General features: G+C 42.3%; 12 protein-coding genes and 2 tRNA genes. 8 read left to right on the top strand and 6 right to left on the bottom strand.

What is annotated here, in order from left to right; translation table 11 throughout:
* Positions 1-173: 173 nt before the first annotated feature.
* Complete coding sequence (locus LMH68_RS01115; RefSeq protein ID WP_229647280.1) at positions 174-833, top strand: DUF2726 domain-containing protein; 660 nt, start codon at positions 174-176, stop codon at positions 831-833.
* Positions 834-960: 127 nt separating this feature from the next.
* On the opposite strand, the gene LMH68_RS01110 is transcribed toward LMH68_RS01115, so the two are convergent.
* Positions 961-1,974: a porin gene (locus LMH68_RS01110; RefSeq protein ID WP_229647281.1), complete on the bottom strand. Its 1,014-nt coding sequence runs from the start codon at positions 1,972-1,974 to the stop codon at positions 961-963.
* A gap of 757 nt (positions 1,975-2,731) precedes the next feature.
* Here LMH68_RS01110 and LMH68_RS01105 point away from each other — a divergent pair.
* Positions 2,732-2,808: transfer RNA gene (locus tag LMH68_RS01105), tRNA-Val, on the top strand.
* A 70-nt stretch (positions 2,809-2,878) separates the two neighbouring features.
* A tRNA-Val gene (locus LMH68_RS01100) sits at positions 2,879-2,955 on the top strand.
* Between the two features lie 131 nt (positions 2,956-3,086).
* Here the strand turns inward: LMH68_RS01100 and LMH68_RS01095 are convergent.
* A complete protein-coding gene (locus LMH68_RS01095) occupies positions 3,087-4,346 on the bottom strand; it encodes an adenylosuccinate synthase (protein WP_017059182.1) in 1,260 nt (419 codons plus the stop codon).
* Between the two features lie 214 nt (positions 4,347-4,560).
* Here LMH68_RS01095 and LMH68_RS01090 point away from each other — a divergent pair, with 214 nt between their 5' ends.
* The 4 genes from LMH68_RS01090 (at position 4,561) to LMH68_RS01075 (ending at position 9,442) form a co-directional block, all read left to right on the top strand.
* Entirely contained in the window at positions 4,561-5,433 is an 873-nt protein-coding gene (locus tag LMH68_RS01090) for a LysR family transcriptional regulator (RefSeq protein ID WP_229647282.1), read from the top strand.
* A 276-nt stretch (positions 5,434-5,709) separates the two neighbouring features.
* Positions 5,710-6,705 (top strand): CDF family Co(II)/Ni(II) efflux transporter DmeF, encoded by a 996-nt coding sequence (gene dmeF, locus LMH68_RS01085; protein WP_229647283.1) that lies wholly within the window; start codon positions 5,710-5,712, stop codon positions 6,703-6,705.
* A complete protein-coding gene (locus LMH68_RS01080; RefSeq protein WP_017059185.1) occupies positions 6,683-7,099 on the top strand; it encodes a MarR family winged helix-turn-helix transcriptional regulator in 417 nt (138 codons plus the stop codon). The genes dmeF and LMH68_RS01080 overlap by 23 nt, the downstream gene beginning before the upstream one ends.
* A 618-nt stretch (positions 7,100-7,717) precedes the next feature.
* Positions 7,718-9,442: a methyl-accepting chemotaxis protein gene (locus tag LMH68_RS01075; protein WP_029236381.1), complete on the top strand. Its 1,725-nt coding sequence runs from the start codon at positions 7,718-7,720 to the stop codon at positions 9,440-9,442.
* A gap of 145 nt (positions 9,443-9,587) precedes the next feature.
* On the opposite strand, the gene LMH68_RS01070 is transcribed toward LMH68_RS01075, so the two are convergent.
* The 4 genes from LMH68_RS01070 to LMH68_RS01055 form a co-directional block, all read right to left on the bottom strand.
* Positions 9,588-9,827, bottom strand: a complete 240-nt coding sequence (locus LMH68_RS01070) for a PAS factor family protein (RefSeq protein WP_004733935.1) — start codon at positions 9,825-9,827, stop codon at positions 9,588-9,590.
* A 112-nt stretch (positions 9,828-9,939) separates the two neighbouring features.
* On the bottom strand, positions 9,940-10,584 hold the full coding sequence (locus tag LMH68_RS01065; RefSeq protein WP_229647284.1) for an HAD family hydrolase: 645 nt from the start codon (positions 10,582-10,584) through the stop codon (positions 9,940-9,942).
* Between the two features lie 20 nt (positions 10,585-10,604).
* Positions 10,605-11,690, bottom strand: a complete 1,086-nt coding sequence (locus LMH68_RS01060) for a class I mannose-6-phosphate isomerase (protein WP_065583617.1) — start codon at positions 11,688-11,690, stop codon at positions 10,605-10,607.
* A 2-nt stretch (positions 11,691-11,692) separates the two neighbouring features.
* Entirely contained in the window at positions 11,693-13,147 is a 1,455-nt protein-coding gene (locus tag LMH68_RS01055) for a mannitol dehydrogenase family protein (protein WP_102333272.1), read from the bottom strand.
* 223 nt (positions 13,148-13,370) lie between these two features.
* On the opposite strand from LMH68_RS01055, the gene LMH68_RS01050 reads away from it, so the two are divergent.
* Entirely contained in the window at positions 13,371-15,143 is a 1,773-nt protein-coding gene (locus LMH68_RS01050; RefSeq protein ID WP_065583619.1) for a sodium:solute symporter family transporter, read from the top strand.
* The last annotated feature ends 45 nt before the right edge of the window (positions 15,144-15,188 follow it).

The following is a 15,188-nucleotide window of genomic DNA, read 5'->3' as shown; positions in this document are numbered from 1 at the left end:
AATTATCAAAATAAGAGAGGTGTGTCTAGCGAAGGAGCGACCTCTCGTTGGGCACTGCGCTCAAAGGTCGTGATTCTGGTTGGCAACTCTCGCTCTTTTGCTTGCCAGGTGATGCTTTTCTACATACGCTAGCTACTCTCTTAATCCCTATACAGACTTGATTGTGTTGGAAAATGACTAATATCTTTATCGTTGTAATTGTTCTGGTTGTGTTCTTTTACTTTATTCAAAAGTATGTGGTGAAACACGATGACACCAAAGACCACGCTTATCAGAAGAAAGGCGCGTTGATGTCGGCGCAACAGGCGACATTCTATAATGCGCTAAAATCAGCTGTGGGCAACCATGGGGAAGTGTTTGCTAAAGTCAGCATGTCGAACGTACTTGTTCCTGCTAAGACGAACAATAAGAAGAATTGGTTTATCGCCAACAACAAGATCTCACGTAGTTACTTCGACTTTGTTGTTTGCGACCCGCGAACGCTAGAGCCCCGCGTTATTATCGAACTTGATAACGGCAAAGAGCTCAATAAAGGGAAAGTCGATCGCGAAAAGCTACTAATTCACGTGTGTAAATCGGCAGGTTTACCTCTGATTGGTGCATCTATTAAACACAGCTACCAAGTGAGCCGTTTGAAGAGCTTACTGGCAGCACACATCGATTTAATCGAGCCATCAAAAGAAGTGCGATTTTGTAAGAAGTGTGGTAGCCCAATGATCATCAAACTGGCAAGCCAAGGCGATTACAAAGGCCGACGCTTCTTCACTTGTAGCCGCCAGCCAAACTGCACCTATACCGAAAACTACAACGTTGTATTCGATGTTGAAGAATAGTTGGTATCGATAGTAATGCATCCGGTTGGACTCGATTCAATCGCTTAGATACGAATAAGTTATACAAACTAAAAAGCCGAGCATTGATTATGCTCGGCTTTACTAATATTAAGTGGATTGGTTTAGACTAAAACGCGTAACGCATACCGAGCTGTAGCTCATCTTCGTCGTTATCGCCTTGCCCACCTTCGCCCTCGTCTAACATGTTAAACTTATAACTACCAAAGAAGGCCACATCGCCAATATAACGTGCGTATTCTAGACCGATAAAGTTAATGTCGTAATCTGCAATATCGTCAGCTTCAAAGTAGCTGTAGGTCAGGTTGACGGTGTTGACACCAAACGAGTATCCCAAGTAAGCATCGGCAGAATCGTAGTCTGAATCTTTTACGCCTAGACCTGAAATACTACCAAATTGATAGAGTGCGGCGAACCAAACCCCCTGATCGTTGGTGTACTTAACCGCACCAATATAGGCATCAGAAGTTTCTGTATCTGTCCCAACGCCATAGGTTTCATCACTTGACGCATAACCGACGCCAATATCTAACCCAATCGAAGTGCTGCCGGCGACAACTGCACCGAAGCCGTCACTTTGTGCTGATTCACTATCTGAATTGAAATTGCCATCAATTTGAAAGGTGATGTTGTCGCTTGTCAGTTCATAACGTAAAACATTTTTTGCTCGATCAGCAGTCGACACCGTGTATTCATTGATATAGCCGCTGAAGGTTTCAGCCATATCCGTCCAATCGGTTAAGTAGGTAACGGCATTATTTTGGTGGCCATAATAGACGTTACCGTGATTGGTTTGAACACCCGTATATAAGAATCGAGTGTTAATGCCGATATCATCTGATGCGCCATCTTCAGACTCTGTTAGTTCGAATTCATATTTCCCAAAAAAGGAAACATCGTCCGACGCTTTTTGTGTGCCATCGACACTTAAGCGGACACGTGATCTATCACTATAGGTGCTACTATTACCAGCACTTTTATTCGCATCAGAGAAATTCCCTCGAACTTCTGCGCGGCCGCCGATATTGAATACTGTTTCATCTGTCTCATAAATGGTCGCCGCCGATACGGCAGATGTCGATAGTATGCTCACCACTGCAATGGCGATATGTGATTTTTTCATAATTTATTCCCTATTTTTCACACTTGTATTTATCGCAAACCATAGATTCACGTATGGCATTGAATTTAGATTATTGATTCCTACAGGTTATGAATATAGGCGCGCTTTACCATTATGCAAATTTCATTATGTATTACTGTGCTGTATGTATTCAAAATAGCTATGATGTGTGGGGTTGGGTTTTGAATTGCTTATAGATTGTTGCTCTTGAGGGAGATTAATTGTAGCTGATGTTTTTCGACTATAGAGTGCTATCGTATTTATGTATGTTGGTAATAACCCGGCCACTTTATATGAAAAATCCGAATTTAGTCATTGCGGCCTAGTAATTCGATGACGACGATTACAAAATCGTGGTGATTTTTATGAATGATGTATTTCAGTGAGTTACAAAGCCTCTGCGTGCCTTTCACTTATAATGATCAAAATACTACGGTAACCCAGTGGGCAAGCAAAATTTTTGACACTAAATATAGGCATTGATCTATACCTGTATGGTTACTGTAAAGGCCAAGAAAAACGGTATAGATAACAAAAATCCCAAATTGAACACATTAGGTTAGTTAATTGGTTGTCATCAAGGATTAGAATTTTTCTAACTAAACTTTGTTTTTCAGCGGTTTGACGATAATCTGGGTGTAAAATCGACATGTTGTTATGTCTTTGATTGCAAAGTGAGCAAACGAATCGCAAGATGCCAGTTAATACTTGCACCATCTGTTTATCATGGATATCATCGTTGGCGTTCTAAGGGAATGCGTCCGTAGCTCAGTTGGTTAGAGTACCGCCTTGACATGGCGGGGGTCGGTGATTCGAGTTCACTCGGACGCACCATTCCTTCTTTAGTTTTTATTGCATAACTATTGAGTTTGTCACAATGGTAGTAATAAGAAATTTGAACATCGCCCGCTTAGCTCAGTTGGTTAGAGTACTTGCATGACATGCAAGGTGTCACTGGTTCGAGTCCAGTAGCGGGCACCACATTATACGAAAGAGCCCACCTAGTGTGGGCTTTTTTGTGCCTGTAATTCCTTGTTTTATCTCGTTCTTTATGAACAATCAAAAAAGTCCACTGAATGTGGGCTTTGATGTAGATCTTGTCGTCTTCTAAGCTAAGCTCGAATGATCATTTGCTCGCGCTCAGGACCTACCGATACCATCACGATTGGCACACCCATCAGCTCTTCGATACGAGTAACGTAATCTTGCGCTGCTTGAGGAAGGCTCTCAAACGTGCGGCAACCCGTGATGTCTTCATCCCAGCCAGCCATATCTTCATATACGGGCTTTAGCTCAGCCGTTTGTGGCCAAATCGGGTTCTCTGTGTGCTCTCCTGAGTAAGCAGTACAGATCTTAAGCTCAGACAAACCAGACAGGCAATCAATCTTAGTCAGTGCGATTTCCGTTGCAGCTTGCAGGTCAACACCGTTGCGAGTTGCCACTGCATCAAAGTAACCCATATCTCGTGGTCGACCCGTAGTTGCGCCGTATTCGTTAGAGCTTTCGCGGAAGCTGTCTTGTTCTTCCATTGCAGTTACTAGCGTGCCAGTACCAACAGACGAGCTGAATGATTTAGCAACAGCGATAACACGTTCAGGACGAAGTGCAGGTAAACCGCTACCAATGCCAGCATAAGCTGCGGTTACATTCGAAGATGTTGTCCAAGGGTATTCACCGTAGACAAGGTCGCGACCTGCGCCTAACTGAGCTTCAAACAGTAGGTTTGCGTCTTGTGATTGCAGCGCTTTAAGCGGCTCAGTTACGTTGCAGATGAACGGGCGCCACGCTTTAGTTACTTCAAGTAGCCATTCTGTCATTTCAGAAGCAGTCTGGGAGAAGTCACATTGAGGGTAGAGCGCTTTAAGCTGAGGCATCTTCCAATCAAGTAGGAATTGAATACGCTGCTCTAAAATTTCAGGTTGATTCAGCCAACCGACAAGAATGCCTTTCTTCATTACACGATCGCCGTACGCTGGTGCAATGCCTTGACGTGTAGAGCCGTAAGCGCCATCGCCCAAACGCTCTTCTTCAAGCGTATCTTCAAGAGCATGTAAAGGGAGACACAGTGTCGCACGATCTGAGATCGCCATTTTCACTTTGATGCCAGCCTCTTGAACTTCTGCAATCTCTTCAGTTAGCGCAGCAGGGCTGATCACCATGCCAGGGCCAAGAACCGCCGTACAATTAGGATTAAAAATACCACTAGGTAGTTGGTGCAGTTTGAATGTACCGAAGTCATTTACCACAGTATGACCTGCATTGTTTCCGCCTTGGAAACGAATGCTAGCAGAAGCTTGGTCTGCTAAAAAATCGACGATGCGGCCTTTGCCTTCATCACCCCAGTTTGCGCCCACAACAACGATAGATGGCATAATTTTTCTCCTAACTGATTGAGGAATCATGTTAGGCCTACAAGGTGGATAAGAGAAATTAATTATCTTTATTATCTTGATAAGGATTTCATATATCCTTAAAGTCTTAAGCTACAAACGAGATTCCCTATCACGTTCGTTCCTCACTGTAGGGAATGACGATGGGGCATTCTTTACTTTTAGGGAATGATATTAGTGACACGAGAGAGAGGACATGATGCTCGATATTAATTTGTTGAAGACGTTTGTGACGCTTGCGGAGTACAAGCATTTTGGGAAAGCGGCCAATGCACTGCACATGACACAACCCAATGTGAGTTTGCACCTAAAACAACTGGAACAACAAACACGCATAAAGTTGATAGAGAGAAGCCCTTTTCAATTGACTCAAGCGGGAGAACGGCTATTGGAAACAAGCCAAAGAACGCTACTCGAACTGCAGATTTGTCAGGCCGATCTCAATGCCATTAACGACCTTAAAATAGGGACGTTAACCATTGCCGTAAGTGACATCATTTCTCGATTTTTGCTAATTCGTCCGTTCCAGAAGTTCAAAGCGCAGTATCCCGGTATTGACCTTACGCTCTTGAATACCACGTCATCTCAGGCATCGAATTTAGTTAAAAATGCTCAAGCGGATATTGGTTTTGTTATCGCCAAAGAGCAGCACAACGAGTCTTTGTATTTCACTAAGCTGCAAGAGCTTTCTTGGTGTGCGCTTGGCGATGGGGTTGATATCCGAGACTCTGATGCAGAGCTCACTTTGATTCTACTAGGTCATGATACGAGAACGCGTGACTTTATTGATGAAGGTTTACCAAGCCTTAATCTACCTAATTATAGGGTGATGGAAGTAGGGAGTGTCGATGCTCAAATCGACTGGGCAGAAGCGGGATTTGGTGTGGCTATTGTCCCGGAGTTTGCGGTATCAACCAAGCAGTACCTGCATTCGAAAGTGACACCATTGACCAACTTCTCGAGCACCAGTCTTGGTTATATTGTTCGGCAGAACCAAGTCTTGTCGAAAGCAACCAAGCAGCTGTTAGGTTGGGTGAATGATGAGATTATTTCATTGCAAAACAAATAAATACAATCATTGAGTTTGACTCAATCAGCCCACCTCGAGTGGGCTTTTTTGTCCCTGGAAAGCCTCGTTTTTACTGAATCAATAATCTTTGGAACAAACTAGCGCTCACCATCAACTATTCGTCCCGCAAATCAGAGTTTCAAAATTCATCGTTGACAAAGTTTGATAATCAAACTAAATTTCAAATTATTACTTTGATTGTCAAATTACTTGTCAATCAAAGGGCTTTTATTTGCAACGATCATCTAACCACAAACACAAGCTAAGGACGCCATTTTGAGTTTTCCAACACGTCACCAACACAACTTTTCTTCACATAACAGTCAAGGTGAGAAACGCACGTTCTATGTCCTGTTATTGACCGTCGTTACCATGGTTGTCGAAATTGTTGCAGGTACTATTTACGGCTCGATGGCATTGCTTGCCGATGGTTGGCACATGGGGACGCATGCTGCAGCGTTTGGTATCACTTTATTTGCATACCGATATGCGAAGAAACATGCCGAGAGCGAACGTTTCTCTTTCGGTACTGGCAAAGTCAGCGTGTTAGGGGGCTACACCAGCGCGATTGCATTGGGGATTGTGGCATTGTTGATGCTGGTGGAGTCAGTACATCGTTTGTTTAACCCACAAGCGATTCAGTTCAATGAAGCGATCATCGTTGCTTGTATTGGTTTAACCGTAAATGTGGTAAGTATGTTTTTACTCGGCGATCATCATCATGATCACGGACACGAGCATGGCCACAATCATAGTAAGAATCACGGTCATTCACATAGCCATGAGCACGACAGCGACCATGGTCATAAACATGGCGAGCATCACGGACACCATCATGATCACAACCTACGCGCAGCCTACATGCATGTGTTGGCGGATACTCTAACTTCGCTGCTTGCGATTGTTGCGCTGCTATTTGGTAAGTTTTACGGTTGGAACTGGTTAGATGCAGCAATGGGAATGGTTGGCGCATTCGTGATTGCTAAGTGGACGATGAACCTTATGAAACAAACCAGTCCAATCTTACTGGATGAGAATATCGACCAAGATTATCGTGACTCAGTGACCGAAACCTTAACGCCATATGCATCGGTCACTGATTTCCATATGTGGAAGGTGAGTGGACATCACTATTCAGCAGCGATTACTCTTGAATCAAACAGTGATAAAACCGTCTCTGAATATAAACAAATGCTCGCCAAGTTTGATAAGATTAATCATCTTACTCTTGAAGTGCATTCAAACGACCATGCGAAATATAGAACAGCTTAACCAAATACTGACTGAGTTCTACGATAAAATGTCTTCGTGGGAGCAGTCTGTTGTCAAAGAGACGGGTTATTCCCTGGCTCAAGTACACACCATTGAAGTACTTGGTATGCATGGTGCGTTAAGAATGAAAGAGCTCGCTGAAAAATTGGGTATTACCACGGGTACACTTACTGTTCAAATAGAAAAGTTGGTTAAAGCTGAATTGATTGAGCGCCATGAACACCCAACAGATCGTCGTGCGATTGTGGTTGCCTTGACGGATGAAGGGCAGAAGATACACGTTCACCACAATCAGCTTCACTTGAATTTGGTTAATGAGCTGACGCAAGATATCGAAGAAGACGAGAAAGCGGTGTTATTGAAGTGCCTAACCAAGATGGTAAAAGCGTTTTAGCCAGCCTTGAATTCGCACCTAACTCTTTAGCTGCAAAGCGATTGACTAGAAAATCAAAAGATGGACCTGACTCGAATTGAGTAGGTCCATTTTTTTCGCCGTTTACGCTCTACTGTACAATCATCAATAGACGGATTCACTGTTTAAAAACCAAGTCAAAACCTCCAATATTGCGCTTCGCTCGTGCTCTTCTGGAGAGCCAAAAAAATGTCATCATAAATAATGCATCCAAATGTGCGTCAAAGTCTTTTAATTCAATGCCTTGTATACCATAACATTCAAGCCATTTATGTTCTGTCAAATAGCTGTCTCTCACTTTTATCATTCAACTAATGTACATGTATTCAATTTGTGTTATTGATGCTTTTATCTTTAGTGAAAAGATTCATTCTCTGTTTGAATACCATTGAGAATGTCACTGCTGGTGGGCTGAACAGTCGCTAGATTTAGTGCTCATTACTGATACAAAAAATATAACAATAATCAGGTCGCGCAAGTTGGATATCCATTCTTTGATGCGATTTATTTGGATACTCATAGTTAATTTAGTAAAGACGAGCCACGTATATGAACATAAAGAAAAAGCTCTATTCGTTGGGGATATTCTCCATCTTCGGCATGATTTCACTGCTGTTTACCACATCACAATTTGCAGACACCACCGCTCAAATGAGCGAAGCCAAACAAATTACCAAAGAGCTTGAAGTGCGTTTGCTCAACCTTCGCCGTAACGAGAAAGATTTTTTACTGCGTAGCGATATGAAATACCTCGACAAGTTCGACGTAAACTACAAAAAATTCTTAGCGTCTGAATCTGAGCTAGATACAGTGCTCAGTGATTTAGGTTTAGCCAACAGCACACACCTACGTGAAGACATCGAAACTTACCACACCAGCTTTGTTAACTTAGTTAAAGCGAGCGAAGTCTATGGGCTATCACGTGACAAAGGTATGCTAGGCGAGTTTCATGTTTTGCTCGATAACATCAGCGCGACAGCCAGTGCGGAACAAAAAATCGAGCTTTACCTGTTCAATGACTTAATTGAGAAGGGGGAGTTTGACCCGAGTGTTCTTTCTATAACTTCAAATATGAGTAGCTCAGCTGCTTTGATAGACGCTGCTCGCCAAGTGGTTGAGCAAAAGCGCGTGATCGGTTTGAAGCATAACGAAGGCCTGCTAGGCGAAGCGCGTTCTGGTTCGCACGTTATCGAGACTCAGTTTAAAGAATTCTCGGCGGTGCTAGACCAACAAACGCAGCAAGAGATGGACAAACTATCGCTGATCAACAACATCCTTTGCGTCACACTACTTGTGTCGATCATTCTGTTCAGCTGGTTAATCGTCCGTTCTATCATTGGCAAAATTGAGTCACTGCTTTCGGTTATCCGTAATATCGTTAACTCAAACGACGTGTCTATTCGCTCTCACCTAGATGGTAAAGACGAACTCAGCACGCTAGGCCAATACTTCAACCAACTGTTGGATCAACTGGAAGGGCTTATCGCTGCCTCTCAATCTAAGTCACTGCAACTGACACAAAGCACATCGAACATGCATGATGAGCTAGAGTCAGTAATCAAACAGTTTGAAGTTCAAGCAAATCACACATCTACAATGACAACGTCAGTTCAAGAGATGGTACTCACCATTGGCGAGATCTCTGAAAGCACATCGGTTGCCGCTGAAGGTGTACATCAAGCGAAAGTGAATGCCGATAAAGGCCGTGAAGTGGTGGTTGAAACCATCAGCAACATCACCCAGTTGTCTGAACGTCTTTCAAGCAGCCAAGATTCGATCAGTTCACTGAACCATCATGTTGACCAGATCGGCGATGCAGTAAACATCATCCAAGGCATTGCAGAACAAACTAACCTATTGGCATTGAACGCAGCAATTGAAGCAGCACGTGCGGGTGAACAAGGTCGTGGCTTTGCGGTAGTTGCCGATGAAGTACGCGCACTAGCAAGCAGAACGCATCAATCGACCACAGAGATAACTTCAGTGGTGAGTGCAATTCAAAGCCAGATGCAGGCGTCGATGGCAGAGATTGGCGAGTGTAATCAACAAGGTCAACTAACGCTGAAAGATTCGGAAGAGCTGGATGCGAGCTTGCAACTTATCTTGAGCGACATGGAAAGCATCCAAGGTAATTCAGAACGTATTGCTTCAGCGATTGAAGAGCAGGGCGCAGTAATGGCGCAAGTGAGTGACTCAATTACTGAGCTGAACACTATCTCGAACGACAATAACGCTTCGGCGCAGCATTGCTTAGTTGAAGTGGACAAGGTAGCAGAGCAAGCGAACGATATGGACCAAGCGGTCGCGCAGTTCAAGACTTCATAAACAACATAGAACTTACTAAAACAAAAGGCGTGGATCATCTACGCCTTTTTTGTGCCTGAAATTCAAATAGATAAATGACGAGAATAAAAAAACGGCCCGATCTGGGGGAAGATCTGGGCCGTTATATTACGTATTAAAGGGGGGACTACTTATTTCGGCCTTCCAGCACATCCAGTGCCAGTTCAACCGCTTTATCAATATTGTCGCATCCCGCTAACTTACCTGAGCTGATAGGACCAAGCACATTAGCGTATAACGAGAGCTGCTTGTTAAATGGCAGGCTCAACTGCTCATATAAACGCTGGCGAATCTCGGCATGTTGCTCAGGAGCGTGAGCAGCAAGGCTTTTCAAAGTGTCATAAACAAGAGTGGTGGTAGTGTTCATTCGTCTCTTTATCTTTGAGTGGGGGATTTCTATTTTAATATCATTTGGGTACAAGTTGCTGTGATATATGTCATACAATAAGTCAAATAAACTTAGGGTGAGCATTTTGGTCTTAACTGACAAGTGAGAAATCATCAATGATTTTTAACGCACCTGAAAAATCATTGTTTATGTTGAAAGAATGTTGAAATGCAATGACTTCACAACCACTAGCTAAACCAGCCTGAAGTCCTGGAGCCGAGTCTTCAAAGATAATGGTTTTACTTGCGGTTACATTTAATCTAGATAGCGCCAACAAATAAGCTTCCGGATCTGGCTTGTGCATTGAAACATGCTCTTTAGCGATGACAAGATCAAACAAGTGCTCAAGTTTACAAGCTTCCAGTATTTGGTTAGCCATCCACTGTTGCGCAGAAGTTACAACCGCACATCGCTTCCCAGAAGATTTTAGTTGCTGTAGGAGGCCAACGACACCTTTATTGATAGATAATCTTTGTGAAAGGAGTAATTGATAATGTTCCTTAAATTTATCGTTAAACTCTTGTCTCTCTGGTTCGATTTCTCCAACTTTGAAAAAATACTGAACGACATTTTCCCATTTCATACCCATTACATTTTGATAAATACGGTGGTCAACGATGGAACCATAGTCTTTACAGGTCAGCGCTAATGCTTGGCCTTTGAGCGGCTCGGAGTTTACTAATGTTCCATCCATATCAAAGATAAAGGCGTCGTAATAAAGTTTTATTGTTTCCATTTCAATACGTTAACTCAGGATTAATTCGTTAATGGTGGGTAGCATTCAATAATCTCGACGCCATCGTCTGTTTCTATCGTGATATTTTCAATGCCAGCCGGGCAGAAAAATTTATCGTACTTATTGAGTACTAAAATTTCTTCGTCTAATTTAATCGTACAACTGCCAGCAGCAATAACACCGACATAAAAGTCGTTCTCAGATTTGGTGATGCTGCTAATGACTTTTGTGCGACAAACTCGATATCTGTCGGTTGTTTTGTCATCAATGAGAGACTCTTTTACCGATCCGTCAGCATAAGCTGTTAATAGTTGAGGTGTCTTTTTGTTCTGAGTTGCCACAGCTTCAACCGACTTCTCTGAATAGTCAAAAACATCAAGGCAAAAGTCCAAATCTCGCTTCATGTAGCGAGCTTCTTCAGGAAGTGTATAACCAGCTCGTTCAAACTCAAATCGAACAGCCCAGTCCGATGGTTCCATTATCTCAATCATTAGAATGCCTTCGCCAATCGCGTGAGGCATTCCTCCTGGAATAAAGTAACACTCACCAGGAGATACTTTGATTTTTTCGAAGCAAGTTTTCAGTCGGTTAATGTCTTGTTCAACAATGATCTCTTTCAACGTTTCTTTAGTCGGAGGCGTCTGAAATCCGAGATAAATATAAGGATCATCAATCTCCTCACGAACTTGTAAAATATAGTAGGCTTCAGCCTTGCCTGAATTTGAATCTAGGTGCTTTTGGGCAAACTCTCTGGTTGGGTGTGCTTGGAAATGTAAGCGAATTGAAGAGTCTAGAAACTTAATCAAAACCATAGGGTTAGGACCGAATCTACTGAAGTGCTCTTTACCTAAAAAATACTCAGGATCTAGATCTAATAATTCGGCGAAATCGAGTGAGTGATCGCCGATAATCGCAGTTGATTGACCTTCACTGATTGTTTCTCGACCTGGGTTAACGGCTTTAGTGACCGATGCAATCCAGTCTTCAGGAAAATGAGAGTCGACCGGAACGCTTTCGTTATTAATTTGGTCTAAAACCTTACCACCACTGTAAGAGCGCCAAACGCGGTTCTGACCAAATCGAATCAACTTATTTTTGTATTCCATGCCTAGCCCTTTAAGTTCAGTGTTTTTGTTAAGTTATGTAAAGTTTGCATTGCACCAACCTCTTGAATACATTCGAAAAGGTCGACTATCTTATTTACGAATTCGGCATCTGCAAGAAGGCTAGATTCAAAAATACCATCAATGCTTAATAAAGAAATGACAGCTTCACGAGGCGTTTTACTTTCTTGTTTGATTTGCTTGAACACGCCAGCCATTGGATCATGAACCTCGATAGCATCGCCGTTGTCATCCATGCCAATCACATAAGCCATCCACCCTGCAATGCCCAACTCTAACCAAGTTGTTTGAACAGCATTTTCACGGTTATATTTGAGAGATTCACAAAATCGTGGTGGTAATTTCTGACTTCCGTCCATTGCTATCTGAGAGGTAAGGTGTTTTAAATTTGGGTTAGAGAAACGTTCAATCAGCGAATCTGCGTAAGCTGCAATGTCAGTTTCCTTTGGTAACGACAATGAAGGCGTTTGCTCATTCATCATGAAGTCTAGAATCACCTTCTTAAAATATGGGTCTGAAATCGCTTCTGACACATACTTATAACCACTCAAGTATCCCAAGTACGCAAGAAGTGAGTGACTACCATTTAGCATGCGTAGCTTCATCTCTTCAAAAGGTATGACATCATCGACAAATTGCGCGCCCACTTCATCCCAATTTGGTCGACCAATTGCAAACTTATCTTCTATTACCCATTGTCGAAAAGGTTCACAAGCGATGGCACATGGATCCGAGTAGCCGATAGCTGTTTCTATATAAGATAAGCTTTCTTTACTTGCCGCTGGAACAATACGGTCTACCATAGTGTTTGGGAATGTGACATTAGCCTCTATCCAAGAATACAACTCCAAGTCGACCAATTTTGCAAAACTAAGAATAGCCGACTTCGCTACTTCTCCATTGTTTTGAATATTGTCGCAAGACAATACGGTGAACGCGTTAATATTCCTTTCTTTTCTGAGTCTTAAACCTTCAACGATATAACCGATGGCGGACACTGGACGAGAAGGTGAGTCGAGATCGAGCTGGATGAGACGATTGTTAACATCAAGAGAGCCAGTACTTGGTTCAATGCAATAGCCTTTTTCTGTGATAGTCATTGAGACTATACGAACGTTTGGATTCGCAATTTTTTCGATGATAGTCGACTGACCGTCTAGATCTGGATGTAAGGATTGAGTGATTGCCTTTGATATTTTTATTTGTTCGCTTGTCGCACCTCTCTCCAAAACAGTGTAGCAATGACCTTGCTCTCTTAACTGCTGAATAAGCGATTGTGAACCAAATAAGTTAATGGAACAGATTGTCCAGTTAGACTTTTTATTGTCTAACAATTCGCTTGTATATAAAGCTTGATGAGCTCGATGAAAAGCCCCTAAGCCAATGTGAACAATTCTCTGTTCTTCTTTTAAGTATTGATTTAAAACATTTTTATTCATACTTCCGCACTCTCACTCCAATTTTTAAAATCAGACGGCTATAAAAATTACCATTAGAGAGTAACATTCATTTGTATTATTTAAACGGCATATCATCAGAGATTTATTTTTTTGTGAGAAGCGTCAACCAATTGGTAGACCAATTTTGACAGCCAATATCTAGGGGCGATATAAAAGAAAGCGAAAGGTGTTTAGTTTTTAAATATCACGGTTAGGGCTCATTATGAATATCGATATACTTATAGTTATAGGCTACTTCGTTTTCCTCCTCGGAGTAGGTTGGATGTTTCGATCAGCAACGTCATCGACAAGTGATTACTTTAGGGGGGGAGGCAAAATGTTGTGGTGGATGGTTGGGTCCACAGCATTTCTTCAAGCACTGAGTGCTATGACGTTTACTGGCGTAATGGGAAAAGCTCTTGATGTTGGCTTATCCATCTCTGTTATCTTTTTTGCGAATGCTCTTGGTTACTTTTGTAACTACTTATTCTTTGCTGCAAGAGCTCGACAGATGCGAGTTATCAGTCCAATCCAAGGCATTCGCAAACGTTTTGGTCCTGTTAGCGAGCAAGTTGTAACGTGGGCGACGGTACCGTCGAGTGTACTTCAGGCTGCGCTATGGCTGAATGCATTAGCGATCTTTGCAAGTGCGGTATTTAATATCCCAATTGAAACAACGATAGTTGCTGCGGGTATGGTTGTACTTCTTATGTCTCTGGTCGGCGGAAGTTGGGCTGTAGTTGCATCAGACTTTATACAGATGATCATCATTACTGTTGTTACCTTCATAGCGACAATCGTAGCGATATACAAATCTGGTGGTGTAGCACCAATCCTAGAAGCGGGTTTGCCTGATCAAGGGTTTGTTGGAGAAGGGTATAGCTATACCTACTTATTTGTTGGCTGGTTTATCTGTATTTTCATCAAACAGTTCTTCAGTACAAACAATATGATTGATTCTTACCGCTATATTGCAGCAAAAGATACTAATAATGCACGTAAAGCTGCAATCCTAGCGTGTTGTCTAATGGCGTTTGGACCTTTCATTTGGTTCCTTCCTGCTTGGTATGTAAGCGGAAATTACCCAGATATGTCTACATGGGGCCTCGATGTTCTAGGCAAAGATATTTCTAATGCCACCTATTTTGTCTTCGTTCGTAACGAGATGCCCGTTGGGATGGTTGGCTTGATGATGTCAGCTATGTTTGCTGCAACCATGTCGTCAATGGACTCTGCATTAAATAGAAATGCCGGCATATTCATTAAAAACGTTTATGAACCTTACATGGCAAAAGACAAATCAGATAAATCGATCTTGTTTGCAAGTAAAGTTTCTACCGTGGTATTCGGCTTGTTGATTATTGTTTGTGGCTTGTTCATGAGCAAACTGCAAGATTTTGGTCTATTTGATGCACTTATGATGGTGAGTACGCTTGTCGCGTTCCCTGTGCTTATTCCGTCACTGCTTTGTTTCTTTATCAAGAAGACTCCAGATTGGTCATGTTGGGCAACCATTGCCGTAGGCGCTTGTGTTTCAGCCGTTATTGCTTCAACAAATGCACCAATGATCGAAAGCCTGTTTAATTTATCTGAACCATTGTCTAGTCGTGAATTCGCTGAAATGAAATCGATAACCATGGGCGTAACAGGGCACATTATTATCACAGGTGGTTTCTTCTTGCTGACTCAACTTTTCTATAAAGAGCCAACAGGTAAGCGTGCTGAAGAAATCGCAGAGTTCTTTAGTAATGCAGAAACTCCAGTAATTGTAGAAGATTCGCCTCAAAGCTTCGAAGCTGATAGACAACAGTACATTTTACTTGGTCGAGTGTTATTGGCGACAAGTGCAGCGCTTCTCCTATTAACGCTGATACCAAACCCTATGTGGGGAAGAATGTTATTTGTATTAATGGCAGCGATTGTCGGGTTTATATCTTGGCTATTACTACGAGCTGGTAAGTTAAATGATGTAAAACTAAAAGCTTACACTGTCTAATTAAATAAAATATCAGATGAAGCCTTAATAAGGCTTCATCAAAAA

Origin of the sequence: Vibrio sp. F13 (assembly GCF_020806305.2) — a bacterium.
GTDB lineage: Bacteria > Pseudomonadota > Gammaproteobacteria > Enterobacterales > Vibrionaceae > Vibrio > Vibrio crassostreae_C.
The sequence above is the reverse complement of the archived record's forward strand: the minus strand, read 5'-3'. Positions and strand labels throughout refer to the sequence as shown.

Bases quoted from the DNA above. Each gene is read 5' to 3' on its own strand.
- LMH68_RS01075 (WP_029236381.1), top strand. From the start codon at position 7,718: ATGATTTCACTGCTGTTTACCACATCACAATTTGCAGACACCACCGCT.
- LMH68_RS01050 (WP_065583619.1), top strand. From the start codon at position 13,371: ATGAATATCGATATACTTATAGTTATAGGCTACTTCGTTTTCCTCCTC.
- LMH68_RS01110 (WP_229647281.1), bottom strand. From the start codon at position 1,974: ATGAAAAAATCACATATCGCCATTGCAGTGGTGAGCATACTATCGACA.
- LMH68_RS01115 (WP_229647280.1), top strand. From the start codon at position 174: ATGACTAATATCTTTATCGTTGTAATTGTTCTGGTTGTGTTCTTTTAC.
- LMH68_RS01065 (WP_229647284.1), bottom strand. From the start codon at position 10,584: ATGGAAACAATAAAACTTTATTACGACGCCTTTATCTTTGATATGGAT.
- LMH68_RS01055 (WP_102333272.1), bottom strand. From the start codon at position 13,147: ATGAATAAAAATGTTTTAAATCAATACTTAAAAGAAGAACAGAGAATT.
- LMH68_RS01095 (WP_017059182.1), bottom strand. From the start codon at position 4,346: ATGCCATCTATCGTTGTTGTGGGCGCAAACTGGGGTGATGAAGGCAAA.
- LMH68_RS01060 (WP_065583617.1), bottom strand. From the start codon at position 11,690: ATGGAATACAAAAATAAGTTGATTCGATTTGGTCAGAACCGCGTTTGG.
- LMH68_RS01090 (WP_229647282.1), top strand. From the start codon at position 4,561: ATGATGCTCGATATTAATTTGTTGAAGACGTTTGTGACGCTTGCGGAG.
- LMH68_RS01070 (WP_004733935.1), bottom strand. From the start codon at position 9,827: ATGAACACTACCACCACTCTTGTTTATGACACTTTGAAAAGCCTTGCT.
- LMH68_RS01080 (WP_017059185.1), top strand. From the start codon at position 6,683: ATGCGAAATATAGAACAGCTTAACCAAATACTGACTGAGTTCTACGAT.